The organism is Halomonas sp. V046 (assembly GCF_052645355.1).
The window spans coordinates 65,803-92,522 of sequence record NZ_JBQXYF010000002.1 but is presented as its reverse complement, the minus strand read 5'-3'; the positions used below and the strand labels follow the sequence as shown (position 1 = coordinate 92,522).

The following is a 26,720-nucleotide window of genomic DNA, read 5'->3' as shown; positions in this document are numbered from 1 at the left end:
CGAAGCGCTAAAGAAAGAAAAGCAAAAGAGGCCGATCTCAGGATCGGCCTCTTTCTTTTTTTGTTAATGCGGGTTCCGCTCGTGATACCGTCGCCGCTGCCCCCCCCCTCGCCCGCGTGCGTGTTTCACGTGAAACATGGGAGGCCAAGGCGCGCGACGCTTAAGCCGAAGCCCGATCCCAGCCTAAGCCCGAACCCAGCCCCAGCCCGATTTCGCGGAGCGAGTCCTCAGACACGGCTCGAGGCAAGCTCGGTATCCATCACCACCACCGTCTTGCCGAGGGACTCGGGGCGGTGCGTCAGCGCGTCACGGATACGCTCCGGTGCGAAACGTGCGGCGATACGCGGTCGCAGGTCATGCCGCTGCATGTGAGCCAGCAATGCCTCGAAATCGCTGCGACTTCCCACGCTAACACCCTCCAGTCGCAACAGCCCCCTGAGCATGGGCCCCACCAGATCACCGTGAACATGGCCGCCATCGAGAAAGCCGACGACGGCCACACGCCCCCTCACCGCCATCAGGGGCAACAGCAGCGATATCAGGGTGTCGCCGCCAACCACGTCGACCGCCAGGTCAAGACCCCGCCCCTCCGTGGCATCGAGAATAGCCTGGCGCCGCTGATCGAGGCTGCCGGGCCCTATCACCGCATGGGCCCCTAGCCGCCTTAGCTCGTCGCCAAATTGGGGGCGCGAGGTAAGCACCACCGGACGGGCGTCTGCCGATGCGGCCAACGTCAATGCCTGAAGCGAGACGTTACCGGTTCCCTCGATCAGCACGTACCGCCCTGTCAACGCAGTGTGCAGTGCCTGGTCGCTGGCATCACCCATCAGCGCCTTCCAGGCCGTCACGCCGGATATCGCCAGACTCGCGGCCTCTTCCAACGACCACCCTGGGGGCACGCCGAGCAAGGCTTCACGAGGGAGGATAATCTCCTCGGCCAGCCATCCGTCGAGTGGGCCGCCGATCTTGCTGGCATGGAAGGAGGTCTTGAACCCGCCGGCGATCCATGCCGACGTGTAGTGGCCAAGCACCGCATCCCCTGGCGCCAGATCGACCACATCCGCGGCCACCTCCTCCACCCTACCCGCGCCCTCGGAGAGGGGTATGAAGGGCCGAGGCATCGCGCTCAGATATTCGCCCCTGGCCAGCGCCACGTCACGATAGTTGATCGCCGCCGCGGCGACCTTCACACGCACCTCCGACGCCCTGAGCGCGCGTCGGGCAGGGGTCCTGCGAATCAACTGATCGAGCCCCAAGCCCTCAGAATAGTAGGCCCAATGGGGCCGCTCGTGGCGCTCGCCATCCCCGGCAGCAGCCGTGTCCTCGGTGACGTGCCTTGCGGTGATATCACTGTCGCTATGATTCATGGTGGTCCCCATCGATGTGATCGAGTGGCGAAACGAAGGGCCGCCGGTCGGCGGCTGCCTTCGCGGGCTCTGGTCTACGTAAAGGGTCGACGAGAAGGGTCGACGTCCCTGATAGAGGCAAGCTTGGGGCGATCGGTCTTCTCGAGCCAGCGACGCGGCCTGGACTCAGTCTTGCGCGTGGCGCAATACTGGCTTCCAGCGGTGACGCGGCGCACCTCCTTAGCGGCCCAGGAGAGGAGCGCCCTCGTCCGAGCCCCCGGCCGGGCGCCCGGGCATCGCATCGTTCAGCTGACACCTGGGTCGATACACCTGGCTCGATACACCTGGCTCGATACACCTGAGCCGACACCAGTGAGGAATCTCCCTTGGCCTATCTCAACGGCATTAGCCTCGATGACATAGTGGCCTTCGCCGAGGTCGCCAGGCATCGATCATTACGCCTCGCAGCGGAGCGTCTCAACATCACCAGTGGCGCCATCAGTCGTCGGCTCGACTCCCTCGAGCGGCGTCTCGGCGTGCGTTTATTGCACCGCACCACGAGGGCCGTCAGGTTAACGGCGGAGGGCAGCGAATACCTATCCCGAGTGTCGCCCGCCGTCGACGCCATCGCCTGCGCAGGGGATCACCTTAGCGATCGCCACCAGGATCTGGGGGGCGAGATTCGAATCTCACTGCCGGTGAACTACGCACGCCTGCATATCGCACCTCACTTGGCTGACTTTCTCTCCCAGCACCCCAATATCCGCATCAATGCCATCTTCGATGATGGGTTCAGCGATATCGTCGGCGACGGCTTCGACCTGGCGATACGCATCGGGCGCCTCGATGACTCTCGTTTGGTGGCGCGCCGCATCGCCAGCGACACGAGAATCGTCGTCGCTTCGCCCGACTACCTGCAACGCCATGGAACGCCGACGCACCCGCTGGACCTGCTCGATCATGCCTGCCTGCACTACACCCGATTCCACGGCGCGCAGCGCTGGGTCTTCGCCAAGGATGGCGAGCAGGTCTCGGTACCCGTCGATGGCCCCCTTAGGGCCAACTACGGACATGCGCTGACGCTGGCCGCCGAGGCGGGGCTGGGATTCGTTCATAGTGCTCGAGCCATCGTCCTCGACGCCCTGGAGAGCGGCCGTCTCGTCGAAGTTCTCGGCGACTGGCGGCTCCCACAGATCGCGGTCTACGCCATCACGCCGGCCCGAGCCACGACGCCGCGGCGGGTGAACGCTCTGATCGATCATATCGCCTCACACCTGCCGCAGGCCTAAGGGTCCCGCCCATAGCGGACCTTGCCATCGCTACCCGCGCGGCTGCGCCCGCCTCCGCAGACCGAGCCGTCAGCACGGGAACATCCGCCAGGCATCAGCCCCCAGCGTGAGGGCTCGGCGCCACGCCTTCCCTCAGCGAGGAGGAGACCGGCTGGATTGTTTCACGTGAAACACCCCCCTACACTGGGGTGACTCCGCCTTCCTTTCTGCCAAGGTACCGTACCGTCATGGCCCACAAACTCGTCATCCTCGATCGCGACGGTGTCATCAATCACGACTCCGATGACTACGTGAAGTCCCTCGACGAGTGGATTCCCTACCCCACCGCCATTTCCGCCATCGCCCGTCTCACACGTGCCGGCTGGCGCGTGGCCGTCGCCACGAACCAGTCCGGCATCGCCCGAGGCTACTACGACGAGACGACCCTCGCCGCCATGCATGAAGTAATGAGCGCATTGGTCGAGACGGAGGGAGGTCGCATCGATCACATCGCCTACTGCCCGCACATCAGCGAGGACGGCTGTGACTGCCGCAAGCCGCTCCCAGGCCTGCTGATCGACGTGCGCCGTGAGCTCCACCTCGACAGCCTGGAGGGCACCTGGATGGTCGGCGACAGCTTGCGGGACGTCGATGCCGGTCGTGCCGCCGGCTGCCGTACGGCCTTGGTACGAACCGGCAAGGGCGAGCGCACCCTCGCCAAGTACCCCGAGTTCCTGGACGCCCGATCCGCGACGCCGGTCTTCGATGACCTGGCTGAGTTCGTCGACTGGCTCCTGGCCCACTAAGCGCCGGAGCACCGGAGCGCCGGAGCACCAGAAGGCCGCAGCGACACGCCTCATCGCCCATAACGCCCTTGTCTCGTCGCTCGACACCACCGGCCACAAGCCCCCGCCATCAAGCCCTGCCCGGCAACAAGGCAGGCGCTCACAACTGGCTCTCGCGGCAATGTTCCACGTGAAACATCGCGATGCCCCCTCTCCCCCGCCTTTGCCGACGGCCCGCCTTTGCCGACGGCCCGCCTGACAGACGCCATGGCATCGGGCGGGATCGTCAGCTGCGAGAGCCCCCTTCTCCAACGCCAGAAATACCAACCACGGGATGACGAAGGAAGCCGCCAGCTGCTGTGGCGCTGGGGACCGAACGCAGTGTGCGCCACCCACTGCTGGCTCCCGCGGCAATGTTCCACGTGAAACATCGCGATGTCCCACTCCCCCGCCTTTACCGACGGCCCGCCTGACAGACGCCATGGCATCGGGCGGGATCGTCAGCTGCGAGAGCCCCTTCTCCAACGCCAGAAATACCAACCAAGAGATGTCGAAGGCAGCCGCCAGCTGCTGTGGCGCTGGGGACCGAACGCAGTGTGCGCCACCCACTGCTGGCTCCCGCGACAACGTTTCACGTGAAACATCGCGATATCTCCTCCCCCGCCTTCGCCGACGCCCCCCTGAAAGACGCCAAGCATCGGGCGAGATCGTCCGGTGCGGGCTACTCAACCCTAGAAATAACAGTCGAGTGGATACCGAGCCTGCCGCAATGGTCGTCCGTGGCACGTGCCGATGTGGCCCAGTTACTGTTGACGTTCGTTGCTTACGGCGCGGGGAAGGAGGGGGCCGCCCGCCGGCGCAGCCGAACACACAACAGGGGCCGGGAAAGGATCAATGGCGAGGTATTGCACGGCATCGCGTGTTGCGACCGTGAACCAACAATCGCCAGACAGCTTTGCCTTGTGGAAAGGGGACGCCGACAGGCGCCGGCCACTCGTACGACGCCCATTCTCGACCGAATGTTTCACGTGAAACATCCAGCGTAGCACACGCGGCACGTGCCATTAGTTCAATATTATATGTGATAAATCATTAGGGTATGGAGACTCTTCATCATGCACCGTCGGCATGCCTATCGGTTCCAGACTGAGCTCCCGCCCCTAGGGAGAGGACTTCACCACTAGGGATAAGAGCCCCGCCCCGCTGTCCAACACCGCCCTCTACGGGAAGATCGGCAAGGGCTAAAGCAAACACCGTTGCGAAGATGCCTATAACCATCGCACCAATACTGGATGTGCGAATCGTCGTGCGCTTCTTTATCTGCTAAAGACGGGGCCGATGAAAACACCCACCTACCTGCGCCACCAGCCGTCCCAAAAATGCACGCTCTCGGCGCGTCCGTCCAGCCAGCCAGCCAGCCAGCCAGCCAGCCAGCCAGCCGCAATCTAACCGTCAATATGGTTCGTAGCCGCCAGGCGATGTTTCACGTGAAACATCGTTGATCTCTCGCACACCCCCTTCGACATTATTGATTAAAGTCATAAAAATCAACAAAGTACGACAGCAACAGATGCAGGGAGCGCCGCCGGATGTGCGCTCAACAACGGATATCAATGCAGGCGAAACGCTGCTGTCGTGTCATCCCGACGAGACTGGCGACACCAATCCACTCGACATTACGTCGATGTTCTTTCCTTATTGACACGTCAGGAGGCGCGCGTGGCCACGCTCCGCCCGCCGGCTACGAAGCATCCGCGCAGTCACTTTCTTTCGGGAGACGCTTCGCGGATTCTTCCCCGACGCCTTTGGACCACCGGCAGCCCGCTTACCGGATCATCCTGAGGCGGGCGTCGGCCCCATGTTTCACGTGAAACATGCCTCACCGAGTACTGCAACGGCGAGCCTACTGCGCTGCGGCATCGATTGATGTTACCGCCCGCACAGATCCCGATTGCCGCCAGGAGAGGCCGGTCGGCCAGGGGTGTGGCATCGCTCTGGCACCGTCTGTCCTGCGTCGGGGACGGCCTGGTCGATGCAGGCGTCGGCCGTTTCACGTGAAACATTGCCGACCGGCAGCCCATATCGACCGACCTCACCCTCTTCCTCGCCCCGAGGGAGAGCGACGAGACGAACCACTCCACGCGACGACGTCTCTCGCCCCATCCCCCGACGGTTTGATTCCGCGACCACAAAAAGGCCCCGGCCAGAGCAATGCTCATGGACCGGGGCCTGCAGATCGTCGCTTCGCCGAGATGTTTCACGTGAAACATCTCGGCGACAGTGTGACGATGACGCTAGACGTCGAGGTTGGCGACCAGAGCGTAGCGCTCGATAAAGTCGCGACGTGGCTCTACCTCATCGCCCATCAGGGTATTGAACATCATGTCCGCCGCTACGGCGTCCTCGATGGTGACGCGCAGCATGCGGCGGGTGTTCGGATCCATCGTGGTTTCCCACAGTTGATCCGGGTTCATCTCGCCAAGACCCTTGTAGCGCTGAATGGACAGGCCTCGCTGGGCCTCCGCCATCAGCCAGTCGAGGGCCTCATAGAAGGTGTTGACGGGTTTTGAGCGCTCGCCACGAGCGATATAGGCGCCCTCTTCCAGCAACCCGTCCAGGGTCTCGCCGAGCCCCGCGATGGCGCGATAGTCGGCGCTGGTGAAGAAGTCCACACCCCATACGTAGTCGGTGGTAACCCCATGGGCGATCAACGTGACCGCCGGGAGGAAGAAGCCGCGCTCGGGGTCTTCATGCAGCGAAAAGGTATAACGCGGACCACCTTCGTAGGCCACCAGGTCGTCCATCTCCTTCTGCAGATGGTCGATCCAGTTCTGCATGGTGCCGCGGTCGAGTAGACTCCGCTCACCGTCCAGTTGGGCGGCATGGACGATCTTGCGCAACACCTCGTTGGGGTAGACGCGGGACAGGCGATCGATACGCTTCATTACGTCGCGGTACTGATTGACCAACGATTCCAGCTGGGCACCGGCGATACCGGGGGCATCGGCGTTGACACACAGCCGGCCGCCATCAAGAGCCGTCGCGGTCAGGTAATCGACCATCGCCTGCTCGTCCTTGAGGTAGCTCTCCTGCTTGCCACGCTTGATCTTGTAAAGCGGCGGCTGGGCGATAAACACGTGGCCACGTTCGATCAACGGCGCCATCTGACGGAAGAAGAAGGTCAGCAGCAAGGTGCGGATATGCGACCCGTCGACGTCGGCATCGGTCATGATGATGATCGAGTGATAGCGCAGCTTGTCCGGGTTGAACTCCTCCCGGCCGATGCCACAGCCCAGCGCAGTGATCAGGGTGCCGACCTCGGCAGACGACAGCATCTTGTCGAAGCGCGCCTTCTCGACGTTGAGAATCTTGCCCTTGAGCGGCAGGATCGCCTGGGTGCGGCGATCGCGGCCCTGCTTGGCACTGCCGCCGGCCGAGTCACCCTCTACCAGGTACAGTTCCGATAGGCTTGGGTCCTTTTCCTGGCAGTCGGCCAACTTCCCCGGCAGACCCGCGATATCGAGTGCTCCCTTGCGCCGCGTCATGTCCCGGGCCTTGCGCGCGGCCTCACGGGCACGGGCGGCGTCGAGCATCTTGTTGACGATCGCCTTGGCCTCGTTCGGCTTCTCGACGAGATACTCGGAGAAAAGCCTCCCAAGCTCTTGTTCTACCGCAGTTTTTACCTCGGACGAGACCAGCTTGTCCTTGGTCTGGGAAGAGAACTTCGGGTCCGGTACCTTGACCGAGATGATCGCGGTGAGACCCTCGCGAGCGTCATCGCCGGAGGTGTTCACCTTGGTCTTCTTGAGCAGTCCCTCGGCCTCGATATAGTGGTTCAGGGTCCTCGTCAGGGCGGCACGAAAGCCGGCCAGGTGGGTACCACCATCGCGCTGGGGAATGTTGTTCGTGTAGCAGAAGATGTTCTCGGAGAAGGTGTCGTTCCACTGCATCGCCACTTCCACCGCCACCCCATCCTCGCGCTCAGCGTTGAAGTGGAATACGGGGTTGAGCACCGTCTTGTTGGTGTTCAGGTGGTCGACGAAGGCCTTGAGGCCACCGTCGTAGTGAAACAGCTCTTCCTTGGCGCTACGCTCATCGAACAAGCGAATGGCAACGCCGGAGTTGAGGAACGACAGCTCACGCAGCCGCTTGGCCAGGATATCGTAGTGGAACTCGATATTGGCAAAGGTGTTCGGCGACGGACGAAAGTGCACACGGGAACCGGACTTCTCGGTCTGGCCGACCACGCCCAAGGGCGCCTGTGGCACGCCGTGACGGTAGATTTGCTCATGCACCTGACCGGCACGCCAGATGGTCAGCTTGAGCTCTTCGGAAAGAGCGTTGACCACCGAGACGCCGACGCCATGAAGACCGCCGGACACCTTGTAGGAGTTGTCATCGAACTTGCCGCCGGCGTGAAGCACGGTCATGATGACCTCGGCCGCCGAGACGCCTTCCTCCTCGTGGATATCGGTAGGAATCCCGCGACCGTTGTCGCTGACGGTGATCGACTCGTCCGTATGGATGATGACCTTGATTTCGCTGCAATGGCCAGCGAGGGCTTCATCGATGGAGTTGTCCACCAGTTCGAACACCATATGGTGTAGGCCGGTACCATCATCGGTATCGCCGATGTACATCCCGGGCCGCTTGCGTACGGCATCCAGGCCTTTCAGTACCTTGATGCTCGATGAGTCGTAAGCCTGTTCGCTCATTGACCACTCCGTCGTGAAGTCTGTCTGTCTATTGCCTGCAGTTGCCCCTCCCCATCGCTACCCTGTTTCACATGAAACATCGCGATGGGGGTGTCGGCTTGCCACAGGTCGGCCAGCACCTCGTGATCCACGCTGGTGATAAAGGCCTGGCACTGCATCCGTTCCAGCCACTGGCAAAAGACCGCGCGATGTTCACGGTCGAGTTCAGCGGGCAGGTCATCGATCAGATAGAGGCAAGTCCGCCCCGTCACCTGCTCGAGCAGTCGTCCCTGGGCCAACTTCAGTGCGCTCACGACGAGCTTTTGCTGTCCTCGTGAAAGCACGTCTATCGCAGGCCGCTTGTTAAAGCGAATGCCGAGGTCGGCTCGCTGAGGCCCCTGTTGAGTGAACCCCATCTGGCGATCGGTATCGCGCCCCTGACGCAGCACCTCGGCGAGGTGTCGCTGTCGGTCCCATCCCCGTGTATACCGCAGCCTCAACCCCGGCAGCCGGATCAAGCCCGCCAGGGTGTCATCGAACACCGGCTGAAAGGCCTCGACCCACTCGTGACGCATGACATCGAGTCGTTCGCCCCACTGCACCAGCTCATGCTCCCAAACGTCCAGCGAAGCATCGTGCATTCTACCATGTCTGAGGAGGGCATTCCGATGTTTCAGCGCGCGCCGAAAACGCCGCCAGGCGTCGATGAAGCCATGTTTCACGTGAAACACCCCCCAATCGAGAAACTCGCGACGTCCCGCCGGGGAGCCCTCCAATAAGCGAAAGGCGTCCGGGTTGATCAACTGCAGGGGAAGGGTCTCGACCAGCTGAGAAATCCGCTCGACACGTTCGCCACCAATACGCAGGGTCATCTCGCTGTCTGCGCGGCGCCGGCGCAGGCCGATGGCGGTCGGAGGATCGCCGTCGAGCCGACCGTGCAGGGTCAGGCCATCGCCCTCATGGGCCATCACCTGACTCAGGCGACGCGCACGAAAAGACCGGCCCATGCCCAGTACATGGATGCCCTCGAGCAGGCTGGTCTTGCCGCTGCCATTCGCTCCGGTGATCAGGTTGATGCGAGAACAGGGAGCAATATCAAGGGCCTGAAGATTTCTCAGACCCTGAAACATCAGCCGGTCAAGCGCCATGAACGACCCTTAGAGCGATAAGAATGCGGCTATCACAGCCGCATCGGCATGACGACATACAGGGCGTCGCCGCCACCGGGTTCTTCCATCAGCGCACTGCTGTTGGGGTCGCCGAGGGTCATCTGCACGCGGTCTTCGTCCAGTACGCTGAGTACGTCGACCAGATAGCCAACGTTGAAGCCGATCTCCATCGCCGCTCCGCTGTACTCGATCGCGATGTTCTCTTCGGCCTCTTCCTGCTCGGGGTTGTTGGCCATGACCTTGAGGTTGCCCTCTTCCAGATGCAGGCGAACGCCCCGATACTTCTCGTTGGACAGGATCGCAGTACGCGACAGCACCTGGCGCAGCTCGGCCCGTTCGGCGATGAAGACCTTGTCGCCGCCCCGGGGCACCACTCGCTCGTAATCGGGGAACTTGCCGTCGACCAACTTCGAGGTAAAGGTAAAGTCACCGGTATGGGCGCGCACATGGGTCGTGCCGAGAGTCAGGCTGACGGGCTCCTCGGAGTCATCCAGCAGGCGCACCAGTTCGAGCACGCCCTTGCGCGGCACGATCAGCTTCTGATTGGTCTCGACAGGAATCTCGACCGGGCGTGAGCACACGGCCAGACGGTGTCCATCGGTCGCCACGGTACGCACCAGGTTCGGCGCGAACTCCAGCAGCAGGCCGTTTAAGTAGTAGCGAACGTCCTGTTGCGCCATGGCGAAGGACGTGGAGTCGATCAAGTGCTTCAGGGTTCCCCGCGGCATCGCGAGCTCGACGCTGCTCTGGCCATCCTCGATATTGGGAAACTCCGCGACCGGCAGGGTCGACAGGGTGAACCGCGAGCGCGCGCTACGCAGCACCGCCCGTCCGTCCTCGAGGGACAAGTGCAGCTCGGACTGGTCCGGCAGCGACTTGCAGATGTCCATCAGCTTGCGCGCCGGCACGGTGATCGCCCCGGCTTCCTCGACGTGGCTCGCCACGGTGCGCCCGACCAGTTCGACCTCCAGGTCGGTGCCGGTCAACGAGACCTGGTCCTGATCGACCTGAATCAACACGTTGGAAAGCACAGGCAGGGTCTGGCGGCGCTCCACGACGCCTGCAACCAGCGTCAGCGGCCGCAGCAGGGCTTCTCGGGAGATGGAAAATTTCATGTCGGCTCCACTTCTTGTCCTGGAGAGATTGAGACGATTGATCCGAGCGGTCGATGACGCACGACGCTTAGCTGGTCAACAGCCGTAGCAGGTTCTTGTAGTCTTCACGAATATCGGCGCTCTCTTCCTGGAGCGCCAGCACCTTGCGGCAGGCATGCAACACGGTGGTGTGATCGCGACCGCCGAAGGCGTCGCCGATCTCCGGAAGACTGTGATTGGTCAGTTCCTTGGCCAATGCCATGGCGACCTGGCGCGGTCGGGCCACCGAACGCGAACGGCGCTTGGACAGAAGGTCCGCCAGTTTGATCTTGTAGTACTCCGCCACGGTACGCTGGATGTTATCCACCCCGACCTGCTTATCCTGAAGGGCCAGCAGATCCTTGAGCGATTCGCGGATGAAGTCCTGGGTAATCGGCTTGCCCATGAAGTGGGAGTCGGCGATGACCTTCTTCAGCGCGCCCTCCAGCTCGCGGACGTTGGAGCGAATCTTCTGGGCGATAAAGAAAGCCGCGTCATGGGGCAGATCGACCTTCGACTGGTCGGCCTTCTTCATCAGGATCGCGACCCGGGTCTCGAGTTCCGGTGGTTCGATGGCCACCGTCAGCCCCCAGCCGAAACGCGACTTGAGGCGCTCTTCAACGCCGCTGATTTCCTTGGGATAACGATCCGAGGTCAGGATCATCTGCTGGCCACCCTCGAGCAGCGCATTGAAGGTGTGAAAGAACTCTTCCTGGGAGCGCTCCTTGCCGGCGAAGAACTGGATGTCATCGATCAACAGGGCGTCGACGCTACGATAGAAGCGCTTGAAGTCATTGATCGCGTTGAGCTGCAGCGCCTTGACCATATCGGCAACGAAACGCTCGGAGTGCAGGTACACCACCCGAGCATTCTCGCGACGACCGGCGAGTGCGTTGCCCACCGCGTGCATCAGGTGGGTCTTGCCCAGGCCGACACCACCATAGAGAAACAGCGGGTTATAGGCGCCACCAGGATTCTCGGACACCTGACGCGAGGCGGCCCGGGCCAGCTGATTCGACTTGCCTTCGACAAAGGTTTCAAACGTAAAGGTCGGGTTCAGGTTGCTCTTGTGCTTGAGGCTGCCCTCGACCTGAACCTGGCGTTCACCGGTGGCCGATCTGGTGTTATCGCTGGCTTCCTCGCGCATCCGATCGATCTCGTGCTCATCGGGCAGATCGCCGCGGGGAGGGGTGCGCACCGCCGGTGCCCGCGGCGCAGCCGAGACCGGGTCACCCAGTTCACGAGTCTGCGGTGCCGCCGTGGCGGCGGCACGACGACTGCCCACGGTCAGCACCACCTTGGGCGGCTTGGCCGGGGCCAGCTCACGCATCAGTTCACTGATGCGCTTGGCGTACTTGTCACTGACCCAGTCACGCACGAAGCGGTTGGGGGCCAGGAGTTTAAGCTGGTTGGAGTCCCCCTCCTCCGCCTGCAGCGGACGAATCCAGGTGTTGAACTGCTGAGAATTCAACTCGTCCTGAAGGGTTTCCAGACACTGTTGCCAGAGAGCGAGCGACACACGAGCTACCTTGGTTGGAAGAACGACCGCACATTGTATCGTCGAAGCACAGGGTTATCCACACGATTCCAGGATCCGTAGACGCTGTGGACAACCCGTTGTTCACAGGGGCCGGAGCGTGGGGACAGTCTGGGTGTCGTTTCGTCGCGGTGGACAAGATGCCCAGTTATACACACCTCATCCCACGGCTGCACACTATCGGCCAAGAACTTCTCCACACCTCTGTTTGCAGTGCAACATACTGAAATGGATGTAACTTGACCAGTTATCCACAAATGATATCCCCAGTAATAATAACAGCATGTTTAAAAAGAACTAATTAGTAGTTATTGAAGGCGAGGCCGGAGGGCGAGACATGCCCGGCAGCGTCATCGACCGAGTTGTCCACCGCGTCCTGACACTGTCGGGGGCGGTTGGCGGGCCCGGCGACGGAAAAGATTCTGCATCGATTCATCGAGAGCAATTGCGTCCGGGGGTTGAAATCACTAAAATGTCCGGTCTTGAGCCGAACACCCCCGGGGGCCCAGCGGATTCCCGGCGCCTCTGGATGTCTATCTGATTCAATATCCGTTCCGAAAACCACTGTGGGATTAACAAGTTATGAAGCGCACATTCCAACCGAGCGTTCTCAAGCGCAAGCGCGTGCACGGCTTCCGTGCTCGCATGGCCACCAAGAACGGCCGCGCCGTACTGGCACGTCGCCGTGCCAAAGGCCGCAAGCGCCTGAGCGCCTGATCGCAGGTCTGTCATGACCTGTCTGGGCTTCCCCCGGCAATGCCGCTTGCTGACCGCCGGGGATTACCGTCGCGTGTTCGACTCGGCGGTGTTCAAGGTCCATGGCAAAGGCCTGATGGCGCTGGCGACCCCGAACGATGTGGGGCACCCGCGGCTGGGCCTTGTCTTCAGCAAGAAAAACGTACGCCGGGCCGTGGATCGCAACCGTCTGAAGCGACTGGCCCGCGAATCCGTACGCCATTCCCAGCATCGACTTCCTGCGGTGGATATCGTCTTGCTGGCCAGACGTGGTGTTAACGAGGTCGATAACGATACCGTGCATCGTCAATTGTTCGGCATGTGGCGCCGCCTTGAGCGTGAGGCCGAGAAGTCGAATCGCCCCTCTCGCTCTGTGCAGACCTCCCGGACTCCGAGTGCGACCGTTCGTCGCGGCTAAGCCCGACGGGCCGAGTGCGCCGCTATCGGAGCATGGCACGATGATCGAATCGATCGATTTCAGCGACGCCACCTCTCTTTTCGCAGCACGTCTGCGTACGGAACCTAGCCTGCCTCTGGCAGGCTTTCGTGTATCTCACGTAGGCGTCCTGCAAGGCGCCACTGGATTGTTCACTTCCCATCGGGCAGACCCCTCATGGACGTAAAACGACTACTCCTGCTGATCCCCCTGGCGGTGCTCGCCTACCTGATCATGGTGCAGTGGAACCAGGATTACGGGCAGACCCCGAGCACCCCCGAGGCGCCGGCGATCACCAGCAACGCCTCGTCGGATCAGCGCGACGATGCCTCCCAGGGCCTTGCCGCGCCCAGCAGCCCCGACGCTGTCGGCAGCGAGATGCCGGGCGACACCGCCGCCGAGCCGGCCGCCGCCAACAGCCGTGACCTGGTGGCCGTGGTCACCGACGTGCTGGATGTGCGCATCGACCCTCAGGGCGGTGACATCGTCTACGCCGCGCTGCCGCAACACCTGATGAGCCAGGACGGCGACCGTCCCTATGTGCTGCTGGCCAACAACAGCACCCTGAGCTACGTCGCCCGCTCCGGCCTGCAGCTTGACGGCAACTCGGGTCGCATCGGCTTTGCCCCCGAGAAGACCGAGTATCGCCTCGCCGATGGTCAGGACAGCGTTCAGGTCGACATGACGGCCTCGGTCAATGGCGTCGACATCATCAAGCGCTTTACTTTCAAGCGCGATGATTACGCGGTGGACGTCGCCTACTACCTGGCCAACAAGGGGGAGGAGCCGGTCTCCGCCCGCTTTATTGGCCAGCTCGTGCGTGATAACAACCCGGACCCGTCCACCGGACCGAAGATGGGCATGCGCTCCTTCCTTGGCGCCGCCTACTCCTCACCGGAGAGTCGCTACGAGAAGATCGACTTCGAGGACATCCAGGCCGGCAACTTCCCCAACCGTGAAGTGGAAGGCGGCTGGGTCGCCATGATCCAGCATTACTTCACCTCGGCCTGGGTGCCGCCGCAACAGCAGCAGAACCTCTACTACGCGGCCACCGATTCCAGCGATCGCAATGTCGCCGCCGTGGCGGGCCAGAGCCAGACCGTGGCCCCGGGTGCCGACGCCAGCGTGGGTGCGACGCTTTACATGGGACCGAAGATCCAGGAACGCCTCGAGGCGGTCGCCCCCAACCTGGAACTGACGGTCGATTTCGGCTGGCTGTGGTTCATTGCCAACCCGCTGTTCTGGCTGCTGGATCATATCCACAGCCTGATCGGCAACTGGGGCTGGTCCATCGTGCTGCTGACCATCATGGTCAAGACCGCGTTGTGGCCGCTGTCCGCCAAGGCCTACAAGTCCATGGCCAGGATGCGCAAGCTCGGCCCGGAGATGCAGCGCCTGAAGGAGCGCTTCGGCGACGATCGCCAGAAGATGTCCCAGGAAATGATGAAGTTCTACCAGAAGGAGAAGATCAATCCTCTGGGCGGCTGTCTGCCCATCGTGGTGCAGATGCCGGTGTTCATCGCCCTGTACTGGATGCTGCTGGAGTCGGTTGAACTGCGCCACGCGCCCTTCATGTTCTGGATTCAGGATCTGTCGGTGAAGGATCCGTTCTTCATCCTGCCGATTCTGATGGGCGCATCGATGTTCGTGCAGCAGTCGCTCAACCCGACGCCGCCGGACCCGATGCAGGCGAAGATCATGAAGTTCCTGCCCATCGTCTTCACGTTCTTCTTCCTGTGGTTCCCGGCCGGTCTGGTCATCTACTGGGTGTGCAACAACTGCATCTCGATCATCCAGCAGTACCTGATCACCCGCAAGATCGAAGAAGATCCCAACGTCGGCAAGGGCATGCGAACCAAGTAATCCTCCGCCCTTGATCGACCAGAACCCCCGCCCTTGCGGGGGTTCTGTGGTTTTGAGCTAGTCACCCGGCGCGCGTCTGCAGACAATGGCCAGGCCCGCCCTCACAGGACACCGCGATGACAGAGCGACTCTACACCCAGGACAGCATCGCCGCCCTGGCCACGCCTCCGGGGCGCGGCGGGGTCGGCATCATTCGCGTCTCAGGCCCGGCCTGTGCCGCTATCGCCGATGCCATGCTGGGCCAATGCCCCGGGCCTCGCCAGGCCCACTACGGCCCCTTCAAGGGCGTCAGCAATATTATCGATGAGGGCATCGCCCTCTTCTTCCGCGGCCCCCACTCCTTCACCGGCGAAGACGTCCTCGAGCTCCAGGGCCATGGCGGACCAGTGATCATGGACATGCTGCTGGAACGCTGCGTGGCGCTCGGCGCACGCCTGGCCAAGCCCGGGGAATTTTCCGAGCGCGCCTTCTTGAATGACAAGTTGGACCTGGCCCAGGCCGAGGCCATCGCCGACCTGATCGAGGCCAGCTCCCGCGGCGCCGCCGAGAACGCCTTGCGCTCGCTGCAAGGCGAGTTCTCGACCCGGGTCCAGACTCTGGTGCAGGGACTCATCGAGCTGCGCATCTATGTTGAAGCCGCCATCGACTTCCCCGAGGAAGAGATCGACTTTCTCGCCGATGGCCACGTCGCTGGCAAGCTGGACGGATTGATGGACGACCTGGCCAAGGTGCGCGCCAGCGCGGCCCAGGGCGCCCTGATGCGCGAAGGCATGAGCGTGGTGATTGCGGGGCGCCCCAACGCCGGCAAGTCGAGCTTGCTCAATGCCTTGACCGAACAGGACACGGCGATCGTCACAGAGATCGAGGGCACCACCCGGGATGTGCTGCGTGAGCACATCCATCTCGATGGGATGCCGCTGCACATCATTGATACCGCGGGCCTGCGCGATACCCCGGACGCGGTGGAGAAAATCGGTGTGGCCCGGGCCTGGAACGAGATCGAGAGAGCCGACAGGGTGCTGCTACTGGTCGACGCCACCACCACCGAGGCCACCGACCCGATGGCCATCTGGCCGGAATTCGTCGCCCGCCTGCCGGATCCCTCTCGCTTGTCCCTGGTACGCAACAAGGTCGACCAGAACGAGGAGGCCAGTGGACTGGACTTGTCCACAGCCACTCCCACGGTGCGGCTTTCGGCTCGCACCGGAGACGGTGTGGATAACTTGCGTGAGCACCTCAAGGCGGTGATGGGCTTTCAGTCCACCACCGAGGGACGCTTCTCGGCCCGCCGCCGCCACCTCGATGCCCTCGATCGAGCGCGTGTCGCGCTGGATAACGGCGAGGCCCAACTCAGGGGCCACGGCGCCGGTGAACTGCTGGCCGAGGACCTGCGCGATGCCCAGCAGGCACTGGGCGAGATCACCGGTGAGTTCAGCGCCGATGACCTGCTCGGTGAGATCTTCGGTAGCTTCTGTATCGGCAAATAATCCGACACCAAGGGTAGGCGGCCTGACCGCGCAGCCACCACACGCAAGCGTCCGTCCCTGGCCGCCGGGCTCAGAGGCGCACCCGCCCCACCGTCATCGACCAGAGGGCGCGCGACTCACGACTTCGGCTGGGCGAATCGCTATCTCGACTCGGCCGTTGCCACCTCGGCCTCTGCGGCGATACTGCCGAGCGTCCTGACCAAGGTGGTCACGTCCTGGGCCCCGCTGATCAGATACGCATCATTGACGACAAAGGCCGGTACACCCCGTATCCCCGCATCGAGCCAACGCTGTTCGGCCTTAACCACCTCGGCGCTCAGGCCATCGTCGGCGAGCAAGCGCTCGGCCTCCCCCCGCTCGATCCCCGCCTCACGGGCGGCGGTGATGAGCACTTCCGGGTCGTCGAGGTCCGCTCGACGCTGGAAGTAGGCTGCGAATAGCGCAAGCTTGAGTGCCGTCTGGCGCTCGTCGCCGGCCAACGCATGCAACAGCGTGTGGGCCGGCCGGGTGTTGTAGATGCGCATGTCGTCGAAGTAGTCGAACGCGAACCCGAGCTCCGCGCCGAACTGGGCCAGCCGGTCTCGCGCCTGGCGGCTCTGTTCCGGAGTGCTGGCGTACTTCTGCACCATGTGCTCGCCGAGGTGCTGGCCGCCCTCGGGCATCCCCGGGTTGAGCTCAAACGGATGCCAGTGAATCTGGGCCTCGATGCCATCGAGCCGCTCCAGCGCTTCGGTGAGGCGTCGAAAACCGACGATGCACCAGGGACACACCACGTCGGAGATGATATCGATTTTGAGTTCTGTCATGCCGGCTTACCCATTGAAGAATGTCGGATGTTTCGCTACCCGCGACCATGCTGGACCGATCCCCGAGCCACCCTCGCCGCAGCAGCGCGGGCAAGGGAATGGGGCTTGGTCGCGAGACCACGAGAAACCTGACACCGAACCTGTGAGAGCACCCGACAGAACAGCTGATAGAGCCACCCGGGGCCTGGTCGCCCCGAGCGGGGCGGTCTGGCGAGCATCGCGCATGGGGATGACGGGCGAAGGGCCTTGGGTGCCACGCTTGACGCATCACCCGCAGACAGCCGACCGAGCGAGCCCAGGAACCGGCCCTTGCCGCCATGTCATCATCTACCGCCGTCAGCCCTCGACGAGCATGATCAGATTGCCGCAGCCGTCTTCGACGATGGCGGTCGCCGGAGCGGACTGGCTCCCCGGCGTCGGTTCACCGCGGAAGCAGACGCCGAGCCCCGTCAGGCGTTCGACCTCGGCATTCAGGTCATCGCAGCGCAATGACATGGCCGGGACGCCATGAACGTACAGCGCGCGCTGGTAGTCTCGCGCGAAGTCGTAGCCCGTCGGTTCCAGCAGCAGCTCGACGCCTTGCCCATCGCCCCCCTGTACGGTCAGCCAGCGCCCCTCGCCGATGGCAATATCGGCGGCCTTGGCGAGGCCGAGCGTTCCGACATAGAACGCCTCGGCGCGAGACTGATCGTCCACCAGTACACTGGCCACGTGCGGTCGAATCATCTGGCCCTCTCCTGTGCCCATCGCTTGTCTCGATATTGAGAGCCCTAAGCGTAGTTACCGTCCCGCCAACTGGCCACACTTGGCCAATCTTGCCGAGCGCTTGTCCAGTCTTGCCGAGCGCTTGTCCAATCTTGCCGAGCGCTTGGCGATCGCCACCGCGACCGGTACGCCCCCAACTGCACCGAGTCGCCGCGCGCCCTCTCTCGACCGATGTGACGCAAGAAGTTGCCGGCACAGCGTCACACCAAACTATACTTAGGGTCGCGGCCCTCGCCCTGGGGCCCCTGCTCTGAGTGCGGAGAACACCATGAAACCCTTCCTGACTGCTGTACTCGTTGCGGTGAGCGGCTACTCGCTCACCGCATCCGCCGACTGGCAACTGGTTACCGACGCCTCGACGCTGTGGTTTGGCTCGATCAAGAATCATGTCGCCGGCGAGACCCACCGCTTCAACAATCTGTCCGGGAGTATCGACGACGACGGTCAGGTAACGATCGAGATCGCCCCGAACTCGGTGGACAGCGGCATCGAGATACGCGATGAACGCATGCTGGAACATGTCTTCGGTGCCACGCCGACGATCACCGTCCGCGCCCAGGTGGCCCCCGATGACTTCACGAAGCTGACCCCCGGAGACACCCTGACGGCCCAGGTAGGCACTACCTTGCAGCTGGGGCAGAACTCCGTCGAGAACGCCGCCGAGCTGTTCATCGCTCGCCTGAGCGAAGAACGGTGGCTGGTGTCGGCCGACGCGCCCCTCTGGATCACCACCGAGGCCCTGGGCATCGAGGCCGGCGTCGACAAGCTGCAGGAATTGGCCGGCCTCGAGGCCATTACGCGCACGTCGCCGGTGGGCTTTCGTCTGCTGTTCCGACAGGCTCCCTGACCCGCCGAGCATCTGGTGCCGCTGCCACGAGCCCCGCCCGCCAGCCGAGGAGTGGGCATGATCGCCCCGCTGGGCCAGATGTCGGCATAGCCCCTGATGTCGACATAGCTCCCGACGTCAGCATAGTGATATGCCGGCGGCGAGGACGGATCCATGGCATCCGGCGATAGGCGCCTCGCCCTGGCAGGTCTGGCGGTGGGTCTGGCAGAGGGTCCTCCGTCGGGCTCCCGGGGCGGGCACTCGACGTCGCTGTCCTGGGCCAGCGCCAGACGCTCGTACCTGGCGGGACGCTGTCCTGCCAGGGGGCACTACTCCCCTACCAGCCACTCCGCGTGGTGACGAGCCCTATCGCCGAGCAGCGGCAACCAGTGCGTGATGGCTCCGTCGAGGCGCTCCTGCAGCCCCCAGGGAGGGTTGATCACCAGCATGCCACTGCCGTACATGCCATGGCTCGACTGTGCGGGCGATTCGCGCCGCACTTCACTGCGCCATATCTTGCGCATGCCGCTGGCGGCAAGCCGATCGAGCATGGCCTGGTGACGCCCGGCCGGCAACAGCGGGTACCACAGCATCACCACGGCATGACGGACCTTGTGCAGCGCCTCGACGAGGGTGTCGACCACCTCGGCATATTCGTCCTTGCGCTCGAAACTCGGGTCTATCAGCACGCATAGCCGAGGTGTGGCCACCGGCAGGATCTTCATCAGGCCGGCCAAGCCATCGCCGTGGGTGTGTCGCAGATTTCCCTCGAGCCCCGCCGGCACCACCGACTGATCGGCGAGATGGCGATGCTCGCCCGGGTGCAACTCGAACAGACTCAGGCGGTCCTGGCGCCTCACCCTAGCGCCGAGCCACCAGGGGGAACCCGGGTAGCGCTCCAGGCGTCGCCCGGGCTGCAGCGACGCAATCGCCGCAAGCCAATCCGCCAGCAGGGGCTCAGCGGACAACCGCTCCCGAGCGTCCCACAGCCGCGCGACGCCTTCGCGGTACTCCATCAGCCGAGCCGTCTCGTCGGCGTCCAGGGCATAGTGGCCGCGCCCGGCATGGGTATCGATAAACGTAATGGCTGATTTTTTACGTAACAGATGGTCGATAACGGCGTGGACACAGAGATGCTTGTGAACGTCGGCGAAATTGCCGGCATGATAGGCGTGCTGGTAAGAAAGCATGGCGCGTAGCGATCACTCGAGAGGGCGTCACTTGTCATGGTCCGACGGGTCGACCGGGCCACCACGGGGACACAAGAGAAGAGGCTGGGACCACCCAAAGCCTAGCCGTCATGGCTCAGGATTCAACCAGCACAGACGAAAAACCCGCCACTCTGCGGTGGCGGGTCAAGGGTGCAACCCGGGGCGACGAACACCGTCGCCCCGGCAAGGATCAGCCCTGGCCGGTGGGGGTCAGGGTGATCTCTACGCGACGGTTCTCGGCGCGGCCGGCTTCGGTGTTGTTGCTGGCAATCGGCTGGTTTTCGCCATAACCGGACACCACCAGGCGCGAGGACGCCACGCCACGACCACCGAGGAAGCTACCCACGGCCTGGGCACGACGCTCGGAGAGTTGCTGGTTGTAGCCCGCCTCACCGGTCGAGTCGGTATGACCGGCGATGTTGACGCGAGTCTCAGGATACTGGGTCAGGACATTGGCCACATCGTTGAGGGCACTGGTGGCGGATCCGGTCAGCTCGCTGGAGTCGAAGCCGAAGGTCACGCTGCTCGGCATGTTGAGGACGATGTTGTCGCCCTGGCGCTCTACGCCGATGCCGGTGCCCTGCATGCTCTCGCGCAGTTGCTCTTCCTGACGGTCCATGTAGACCCCCACGCCACCCCCAACGGCGGCGCCAGCGGCGGCGCCGATCAGGGCGCGGTCACGACGGCTGGTGGCACCGTCGCCACTGAGGGCACCGGCCGCGGCACCCACGGCGGCACCGATACCGGCACCGATACCGGTGTTATTGCGGTCGGTCTGGCCCGTATACGGATCCGTCGTGGAGCAACCGGCCAAGATGACAGCGGCGGCCAGCGGGGCAATCAGTCGTGTGGTACGGCTCATTTATCAACGTCTCCTTCCATGCTAAGTCAAGTTGGGCTGCTCAAGCGTCATCGAGCAGCACCAAGAGGTCGTTCAAGAATAATAGACCTTGGGGGGAAGCTTGAAGCCTTGTGCCATCTTGCACAACAAGTCCTTTTTCCCGGGCCTCAGCCAGCCGGTCGCCGAGTTGCGACAACGGCCGGCCGGTATGCGCCTCCCAGACCGACATCGGCACGCCATCGACCAGCCTCAGGGCGTTCATGGCGAACTCCAGCACCAGCGCCTCCTCGTCGACGCCGCGAGCACCCGCCACGAAGCCGCGCGGGTCATTCGTTCGCCGCAGATACGCGTCGGGTTGACGTGTCTTCCAACGTCGCTCGATAGTGAGTCCTCGCTCACCGGGCCGGCTCAGCTTGCCATGGGCGCCGGCGCCGATGCCCAGGTAATCCCCGAAGGACCAGTAATTCAGGTTGTGCCGAGCGCGACGCCGAGGACGCGCATAGGCGGATATCTCATAGCGCTCGAAGCCGGCGGTCTGGAGTCTCTCGTGGCCCAGGTCCTGGATGTCCCACAGCGTCTCTTCCGCGGGCAGGCTAGGGGGGTGAGTGTGAAACTCGGTGTTGGGTTCAAGCGTCAGCTGATACCAGGACAAGTGCTCCGGGGCGAGCTCCAGCGCCCTGTCCAGGTCGGCGAGTGCCAACTCAGGGGTCTGTCCCGGTAGTCCGTGCATCAGGTCGAGATTGACATTATCAAAGCCCGCCTCGCGCGCCTCGCGGAAGGCGGCCAGGGCATCATCACCGCTGTGGATGCGCCCCAATGCCGCCAGCTGCTCGGCGTGAAAGCTCTGGACCCCGAGCGACAGCCGATTGATGCCGGCACTACGATAGGCAGCGAAGCGCCCCCGCTCCAGGGTCCCCGGGTTGGCCTCCAGGGTGATCTCGATATCGTCGGCAAAGGGTAAACGGCTCGCGACCGCCGCCAGCAGGCGCCGATAGAAGTCGCCGGACATCAGGCTCGGGGTGCCCCCGCCGATGAAGATGCTGATCAGCTCACGCCCGTCGGCATGGCCCAGGTCGGCCTCCAGATCGCCGATCAGGGCGTCAAGGTAGGCCGCTTCGGGCAGGCTCGCGCCACGCCCCACGCCATGGGAATTGAAGTCGCAATACGGGCACTTGCGCACACACCAGGGCACATGCACGTAGAGCGCCAGGGGGACTCCGCTCATGATGCCTCGCCGTTGCCGAGGCGCACGGCATCTGTGTGCCCCCGGGGGCTTGCACCAATGCCTTCGCCCCTAGCCCCCGCGCCATCCACATCGAGCTCCTCGAGCAACGCCTGCAACGCCCGACCGCGGTGACTGAGACGATTCTTCTCGTCGCCACTCATCTGTGCCGCGCTCATGCCATGCTCGGGCACCCAGAACAGCGGATCATAGCCGAAGCCCCCCTCGCCACGAGGGTGGGCCAGGATCTCTCCGCACCAGCTCTTTTGAACGATCACCGGCACCGGATCCTCGGCGTGACGCAACAGTACCAGCACACACCAGTAGCGTGCCCTGCGCTGGCCCTCGGGCGTCTCGCGCAGGGCCTTAAGAAGCTTGGCATTGTTGCGCTCATCGCTACGCGGCTCGCCGGCGTAGCGAGCCGAGTAGATGCCCGGCTGACCGCCCAGCACATCCACCGCCAGCCCCGAGTCATCGGCCAGCGCCGGCAAGCCACTGACGCGACTGGCTTCTCTCGCCTTGAGCAAGGCATTTTCCACGAAGGTCAGCCCCGTCTCTTCCACCTCTCCCACGCCATGGGCCGACTGTGCACTGACTCGCATTCCCAGTGGAGATAGCAGAGCATTGAATTCTTTTAGCTTTCCGGCATTTCCACTAGCCAGAACGAGTTCTTCGAGATGCGCCATGGGGACTTGCTCCTGACGGTGATGGATAAACGACAACTGACGGGGTGGGGGCCGATGCTAGTCAGCGAGACCTATCGCCGCTCAGGCTCCGCGGCTGACACCGCCCCGGCACAGTGGCCCGGGCCGTCGTCAGCTTGGGTCCCCCACCGTGGCATCGGCGGCACGACAGGGATGCGCAAAACAACAAAATAATTCCCCCCAAAGCGTCGATTTGTGTTGCGTCTATCGGCTGATTAAGCTAATTCAAAGGACTAGTTTTTCGCTCAGCGCGACTGTGCAGGAGTTACAGAAGCTTACAAACTGCTTCAAAAAGCTCCATACTGCCCCTTACTCCCTTGGACCAAAGTCCGTTGGAAAGTGCCAGTTCAACATCGCCAAGGAGCACCAGGCGCGAGAACCAGGCATGCAAAAAAGTCGCCCTTGGTCACACCATCCGCGTTGCTCTCGCGCCGGTGGATGAATGGAGATGCACACGATGAATAACGCCGCTGGACATATAGTGCTGGTGACTGACCACAATCCCCAGTCGCTGCTGTTCATCAACTATATCAAGGAGCAATTCCATTGCCCCGTCTCCATCGCCGCCCCGACCGAGACCATTGACGTCGACGGCGAGGTCGCGACCCTGATCCTGATGGACGCCGATCACGTCGATGACAGCGCCATGCAGCACTGGCAGGACATGGGGGCACGCCACCCGACCCTGTTGCTGACCGCCTTTAATCTGCGCGATGAAGAACACGCCCTGGAAGTGCTGTCGTTCATGCACCTGCGCGGCGTGTTCTATCGTCAGGACAGTCTCGAGCGCATCTGCAAAGGCATCGAAAAGCTCTTCGCCACCGACGACCTGTGGATGTCGCGCTCGTTGATGACCCGATTGATCGAGTTCTCCCGCCGTCAGCAGCTGAATGCCTATCGCCCGGCCTGCGGCCTGACTCAGCGCGAAATGGAGATCATCGGCCTGCTCGGCTCAGGGGCCTCGAACATGGAGATCGCCGAAAGGTTGTGCGTCAGTGAGCATACCGTCAAGTCGCACCTGTATAACGTGTTCAAGAAGATCCGCGTCAGCAACCGCCTGCAGGCGGTCAACTGGGCACGCCAGAATCTCGGTGCTCCGCCCCCACGCCATCCGGCCAGTTCGCGCTAAGACGACGGTTTCGTCGCTGGCCTGACGCGGCGGGGAGTGAATCGAGCGCGCCCGGTTCACTCCCCGTGGTGTCCTCCTGAACAACGCTGTCGCCCTCGCTCAGGTGATCTTGCCCCTGTGTTGTTCACTGGCCATCGAGGCCATGGATACTACTGGCGCTTCCCTCTGGCCGCGCCAGCTTTCCGCTACAGCACCCGAATATGTTCCTCAATCAGGCTCGCCAAGGTCTCTGCCGCGTTGTCGGCGGTGCTGTCCAGGCGCACGAGATGCAGGCGTTCTTCGTCATTGAAGTCTTCGAAGGCATCCTGCTGAGCCGCCAGCACCGCCAGGCTCAGTGACTCGTCACGGTCATTGCGCAGCGCGCGCTTGCTGATCCGCCTGCGCAACGTTTCGTCATCGGCCTCGAAGCTGACCAGCAATACCGGCAATCCACGTGCCTCGGCCTGCCAGCGCAACAGTTCACGCTGCTCACGCTCGAGAAAGGTCCCGTCGACACAGACCATGAAACCGGCGTCGAGCAGAATGCCGGCACAGGCCGCGAGGCGACGATAGGTCTTGTCCGTGGCCTCGCGGGTATAGATATCCACAGGCATCGGCGCATCGAGGTCCTGTGGATCGAATCCGTGCAGCGCCAGGCGCTGGTTATCTGAACTCAGCCGAACCGCGCCGAGTCGACCGACCAGAGTCCGGGTAAAACGGCTCTTGCCGCTGCCGGAAACGCCGACCCCAATCACCAGCGGCGGAAAGCGGAACTCGGCGTGGCGCTCGGCCAACTGCAGATAGCGGCGAAACGCATTCATCGTTTCCGCCATCACCGCCGGCCGCGGCCCTTCACTGCCGGCCCGGCGCCGCTGCAGCACGCGACGCATGCCCGCCATGGCTTCGACCACCTGGAGCAGCGTCAGCACTCGGGCCAGCTCATAGTCGCCGCTGCGTCTGAGATAGCCATCGAGCGCCTGATGCGACAGCGTCATCTCACCGCGCAGCTCGAGCTCCACTCGCAGACTCGCCAGGTCATGGCCGGGGTCGGCCAGCTCCGGGTAATCGAACGGGACGGGATCGTGGGCGGCGGACTGGGTAATGACCAGACGACCGTTATCGCTCAAGCGCACATCCGCGTAATCCATGTACCAGCGGCTCGGCCGCAGACGATCACCGCGCACCTCGATGATCGGCGCCAGCCGTTCCACTTCCTGACCGAGCCACTCGGTCAGGCTGGCCAGGCGGTCGAGGTCTTCCTCGCCGGAGACTAGGCCCCGGCAGGTGGCCGCCTCGTCCTCGATGCGTTGCTTGAGCACCGCCAGAGCATCCGGCGTTTCACCGCCGGGAAGCGGCTCGGCATGGTAGGCCGCCAGCGCATCGACGAGTTCGTCGAGGCTCGTGGCGTCTACGCTGGTATCCTGGGGCGAGGCGTCAATGCCGTTCATGGTTGTCTCCTTCAGGCCTGGGGCTTCATCTGGGCGAAGGCCTGCTCCGCGGCGTCCAGGGTGAACTGAATGTCTTCCGGCGTGTGGGCGCTGGACATGAAACCGGCTTCGTAAGCCGAAGGCGCCAGGTACACGCCGCGCTCGAGCATGGCGCTGAAGAAACGTCTAAAGGCGTCGGCGTCACAGGCCGTGGCCTGGGCGAAGTTGTCGACGCGACTCTGGCCGGTGAAGAAGACCCCGAACATGCCGCCGGCGCGCTGGGTGATCATATCGATACCGGCCGCCCGGGCACGAGCTTCCAACCCATTGCATAGCGTGTCGACACGCTGGGCCAGCGCATCATGAAAGCCCGGCTGACGCAATTTGCCAAGCAGGGCCACCCCGGCACTCATGGCCAAGGGATTCCCCGACAGGGTGCCGGCCTGATACACCGGGCCCAAGGGCGACAACTGACTCATGATCTCCTGGCTGCCACCGAAAGCGCCGACCGGCATGCCGCCACCGACGATCTTGCCCAGACAGGTCAGGTCCGGCGTGATGCCGTAGTGGGCCTGGGCACCGCCAAGCGCGACGCGAAAACCGGTCATCACTTCATCGAACACCAGCAGGCTCTGATGGCGGTCGCAGACCTTGCGCAGCGACTCGAGAAAGCCTGGCGAGGGCGGAATGCAGTTCATGTTGCCGGCCACCGGCTCGACGATGATGCAGGCGATCTGGCTGCCGATCTCATCGAAGCACTGCTCGACGGCGTCGATATCATTGTGAGACAGGGTAATGGTGTGCTCGGCCAGGGACGCCGGCACCCCGGGCGAGTTGGGCTCCCCGTGGGTCAGAGCGCCGGAACCGGCCTTGACCAGCAGCGAGTCGGTATGCCCGTGGTAATCACCCTCGAACTTCACGATCTTGTCGCGTCCGGTGTAGCCCCGCGCCAGTCGAATCGCCGACATGGTCGCCTCGGTCCCGGAATTGACCATGCGCACCATCTCGATGCTCGGCATGATCTCGCAGATCAGCTCTGCCATGGTGGTCTCGATCGCGGTGGGCGTCCCAAATGACAAGCCCTTGTCGAGACGCTCACGCACCGCCCCCAGGACATCGGGATCGGCATGGCCAGTGATCATCGGCCCCCAGGACCCCACATAGTCGACGTAGCGCTTGCCCTCGACATCGAACAGATAGGCGCCTTGGGCTCGCTCCATGAACACCGGAGGACGATGCAGTCCCTTGAAGGCACGCACCGGCGAATTGACGCCGCCGGGAATATGGCGGCAGGCCTGCTCGAAGAGCTCAGCGGATGTGGTCATGGCAACCTCTTTGCCCAAAATGTGATGTCCTT

General features: G+C 63.2%; 21 protein-coding genes. 8 read left to right on the top strand and 13 right to left on the bottom strand.

Annotated elements, in window-relative coordinates; genetic code table 11:
• Positions 1-227: 227 nt before the first annotated feature.
• Positions 228-1,367: a zinc-dependent alcohol dehydrogenase family protein gene (locus ACUN9Y_RS02835; RefSeq protein ID WP_445459165.1), complete on the bottom strand. Its 1,140-nt coding sequence runs from the start codon at positions 1,365-1,367 to the stop codon at positions 228-230.
• Between the two features lie 365 nt (positions 1,368-1,732).
• Here ACUN9Y_RS02835 and ACUN9Y_RS02830 point away from each other — a divergent pair, with 365 nt between their 5' ends.
• Positions 1,733-2,635, top strand: coding sequence for a LysR family transcriptional regulator (locus ACUN9Y_RS02830; protein ID WP_445459164.1), 903 nt, complete (start codon positions 1,733-1,735; stop codon positions 2,633-2,635).
• A gap of 227 nt (positions 2,636-2,862) precedes the next feature.
• Entirely contained in the window at positions 2,863-3,420 is a 558-nt protein-coding gene (gene gmhB, locus ACUN9Y_RS02825) for a D-glycero-beta-D-manno-heptose 1,7-bisphosphate 7-phosphatase (protein WP_445459163.1), read from the top strand.
• Between the two features lie 2,273 nt (positions 3,421-5,693).
• Here the strand turns inward: gmhB and gyrB are convergent.
• The 4 genes from gyrB to dnaA all read right to left on the bottom strand — a co-directional run bounded on the left by gyrB (position 5,694) and on the right by dnaA (position 11,914).
• A complete protein-coding gene (gene gyrB, locus ACUN9Y_RS02820) occupies positions 5,694-8,114 on the bottom strand; it encodes a DNA topoisomerase (ATP-hydrolyzing) subunit B (RefSeq protein WP_445459162.1) in 2,421 nt (806 codons plus the stop codon).
• The gene (recF, locus tag ACUN9Y_RS02815; protein ID WP_445459161.1) at positions 8,111-9,241 is read right to left on the bottom strand and encodes a DNA replication/repair protein RecF; all 1,131 of its coding nucleotides are present in this window, start codon (positions 9,239-9,241) and stop codon (positions 8,111-8,113) included. Before recF ends, gyrB begins: the two co-directional genes overlap by 4 nt.
• A 32-nt stretch (positions 9,242-9,273) precedes the next feature.
• Entirely contained in the window at positions 9,274-10,377 is a 1,104-nt protein-coding gene (dnaN, locus tag ACUN9Y_RS02810; RefSeq protein WP_445459160.1) for a DNA polymerase III subunit beta, read from the bottom strand.
• Positions 10,378-10,444: 67 nt separating this feature from the next.
• Positions 10,445-11,914: a chromosomal replication initiator protein DnaA gene (gene dnaA, locus ACUN9Y_RS02805; RefSeq protein WP_445459159.1), complete on the bottom strand. Its 1,470-nt coding sequence runs from the start codon at positions 11,912-11,914 to the stop codon at positions 10,445-10,447.
• A 600-nt stretch (positions 11,915-12,514) separates the two neighbouring features.
• On the opposite strand from dnaA, the gene rpmH reads away from it, so the two are divergent.
• The 4 genes from rpmH (at position 12,515) to mnmE (ending at position 16,453) form a co-directional block, all read left to right on the top strand.
• The gene (gene rpmH, locus ACUN9Y_RS02800; RefSeq protein ID WP_010626003.1) at positions 12,515-12,649 is read left to right on the top strand and encodes a 50S ribosomal protein L34; all 135 of its coding nucleotides are present in this window, start codon (positions 12,515-12,517) and stop codon (positions 12,647-12,649) included.
• 13 nt (positions 12,650-12,662) lie between these two features.
• Complete coding sequence (gene rnpA, locus ACUN9Y_RS02795) at positions 12,663-13,085, top strand: ribonuclease P protein component (RefSeq protein WP_445459158.1); 423 nt, start codon at positions 12,663-12,665, stop codon at positions 13,083-13,085.
• Between the two features lie 195 nt (positions 13,086-13,280).
• Complete coding sequence (gene yidC, locus ACUN9Y_RS02790; protein ID WP_445459157.1) at positions 13,281-14,966, top strand: membrane protein insertase YidC; 1,686 nt, start codon at positions 13,281-13,283, stop codon at positions 14,964-14,966.
• Positions 14,967-15,082: 116 nt separating this feature from the next.
• Positions 15,083-16,453 carry a tRNA uridine-5-carboxymethylaminomethyl(34) synthesis GTPase MnmE gene (gene mnmE / locus ACUN9Y_RS02785; RefSeq protein WP_445459156.1) on the top strand — a complete coding sequence of 457 codons (1,371 nt, stop codon included), beginning with the start codon at positions 15,083-15,085 and terminating at the stop codon, positions 16,451-16,453.
• 140 nt (positions 16,454-16,593) lie between these two features.
• On the opposite strand, the gene ACUN9Y_RS02780 is transcribed toward mnmE, so the two are convergent.
• Both ACUN9Y_RS02780 and ACUN9Y_RS02775 read right to left on the bottom strand, forming a co-directional pair.
• Complete coding sequence (locus ACUN9Y_RS02780) at positions 16,594-17,259, bottom strand: DsbA family oxidoreductase (protein ID WP_445459155.1); 666 nt, start codon at positions 17,257-17,259, stop codon at positions 16,594-16,596.
• Positions 17,260-17,595: 336 nt separating this feature from the next.
• Positions 17,596-17,985 carry a VOC family protein gene (locus ACUN9Y_RS02775; RefSeq protein WP_445459154.1) on the bottom strand — a complete coding sequence of 130 codons (390 nt, stop codon included), beginning with the start codon at positions 17,983-17,985 and terminating at the stop codon, positions 17,596-17,598.
• A gap of 307 nt (positions 17,986-18,292) precedes the next feature.
• Between ACUN9Y_RS02775 and ACUN9Y_RS02770 the strand changes: the two genes are divergently transcribed.
• Positions 18,293-18,871, top strand: coding sequence for a hypothetical protein (locus ACUN9Y_RS02770; RefSeq protein WP_445459153.1), 579 nt, complete (start codon positions 18,293-18,295; stop codon positions 18,869-18,871).
• 308 nt (positions 18,872-19,179) lie between these two features.
• Here the strand turns inward: ACUN9Y_RS02770 and ACUN9Y_RS02765 are convergent, their stop codons facing one another.
• The 4 genes from ACUN9Y_RS02765 to rdgB all read right to left on the bottom strand — a co-directional run bounded on the left by ACUN9Y_RS02765 (position 19,180) and on the right by rdgB (position 22,810).
• Entirely contained in the window at positions 19,180-20,040 is an 861-nt protein-coding gene (locus tag ACUN9Y_RS02765; RefSeq protein ID WP_445459152.1) for a 23S rRNA (adenine(2030)-N(6))-methyltransferase RlmJ, read from the bottom strand.
• A gap of 211 nt (positions 20,041-20,251) precedes the next feature.
• Complete coding sequence (locus ACUN9Y_RS02760) at positions 20,252-20,923, bottom strand: OmpA family protein (protein WP_445459151.1); 672 nt, start codon at positions 20,921-20,923, stop codon at positions 20,252-20,254.
• Positions 20,924-20,963: 40 nt separating this feature from the next.
• Positions 20,964-22,127, bottom strand: a complete 1,164-nt coding sequence (gene hemW / locus ACUN9Y_RS02755) for a radical SAM family heme chaperone HemW (protein WP_445459150.1) — start codon at positions 22,125-22,127, stop codon at positions 20,964-20,966.
• Complete coding sequence (gene rdgB, locus ACUN9Y_RS02750) at positions 22,124-22,810, bottom strand: RdgB/HAM1 family non-canonical purine NTP pyrophosphatase (RefSeq protein ID WP_445459149.1); 687 nt, start codon at positions 22,808-22,810, stop codon at positions 22,124-22,126. The genes hemW and rdgB overlap by 4 nt, the downstream gene beginning before the upstream one ends.
• Before the next feature lie 475 nt (positions 22,811-23,285).
• On the opposite strand from rdgB, the gene ACUN9Y_RS02745 reads away from it, so the two are divergent.
• Positions 23,286-23,957, top strand: coding sequence for a LuxR C-terminal-related transcriptional regulator (locus ACUN9Y_RS02745; protein ID WP_445459148.1), 672 nt, complete (start codon positions 23,286-23,288; stop codon positions 23,955-23,957).
• A gap of 185 nt (positions 23,958-24,142) precedes the next feature.
• Here ACUN9Y_RS02745 and ACUN9Y_RS02740 read toward each other — a convergent pair whose 3' ends face one another.
• Both ACUN9Y_RS02740 and hemL read right to left on the bottom strand, forming a co-directional pair.
• On the bottom strand, positions 24,143-25,384 hold the full coding sequence (locus ACUN9Y_RS02740; protein ID WP_445459147.1) for an AAA family ATPase: 1,242 nt from the start codon (positions 25,382-25,384) through the stop codon (positions 24,143-24,145).
• An 11-nt stretch (positions 25,385-25,395) separates the two neighbouring features.
• Positions 25,396-26,688 carry a glutamate-1-semialdehyde 2,1-aminomutase gene (gene hemL / locus ACUN9Y_RS02735; RefSeq protein WP_445459146.1) on the bottom strand — a complete coding sequence of 431 codons (1,293 nt, stop codon included), beginning with the start codon at positions 26,686-26,688 and terminating at the stop codon, positions 25,396-25,398.
• Positions 26,689-26,720 lie beyond the last annotated feature (32 nt).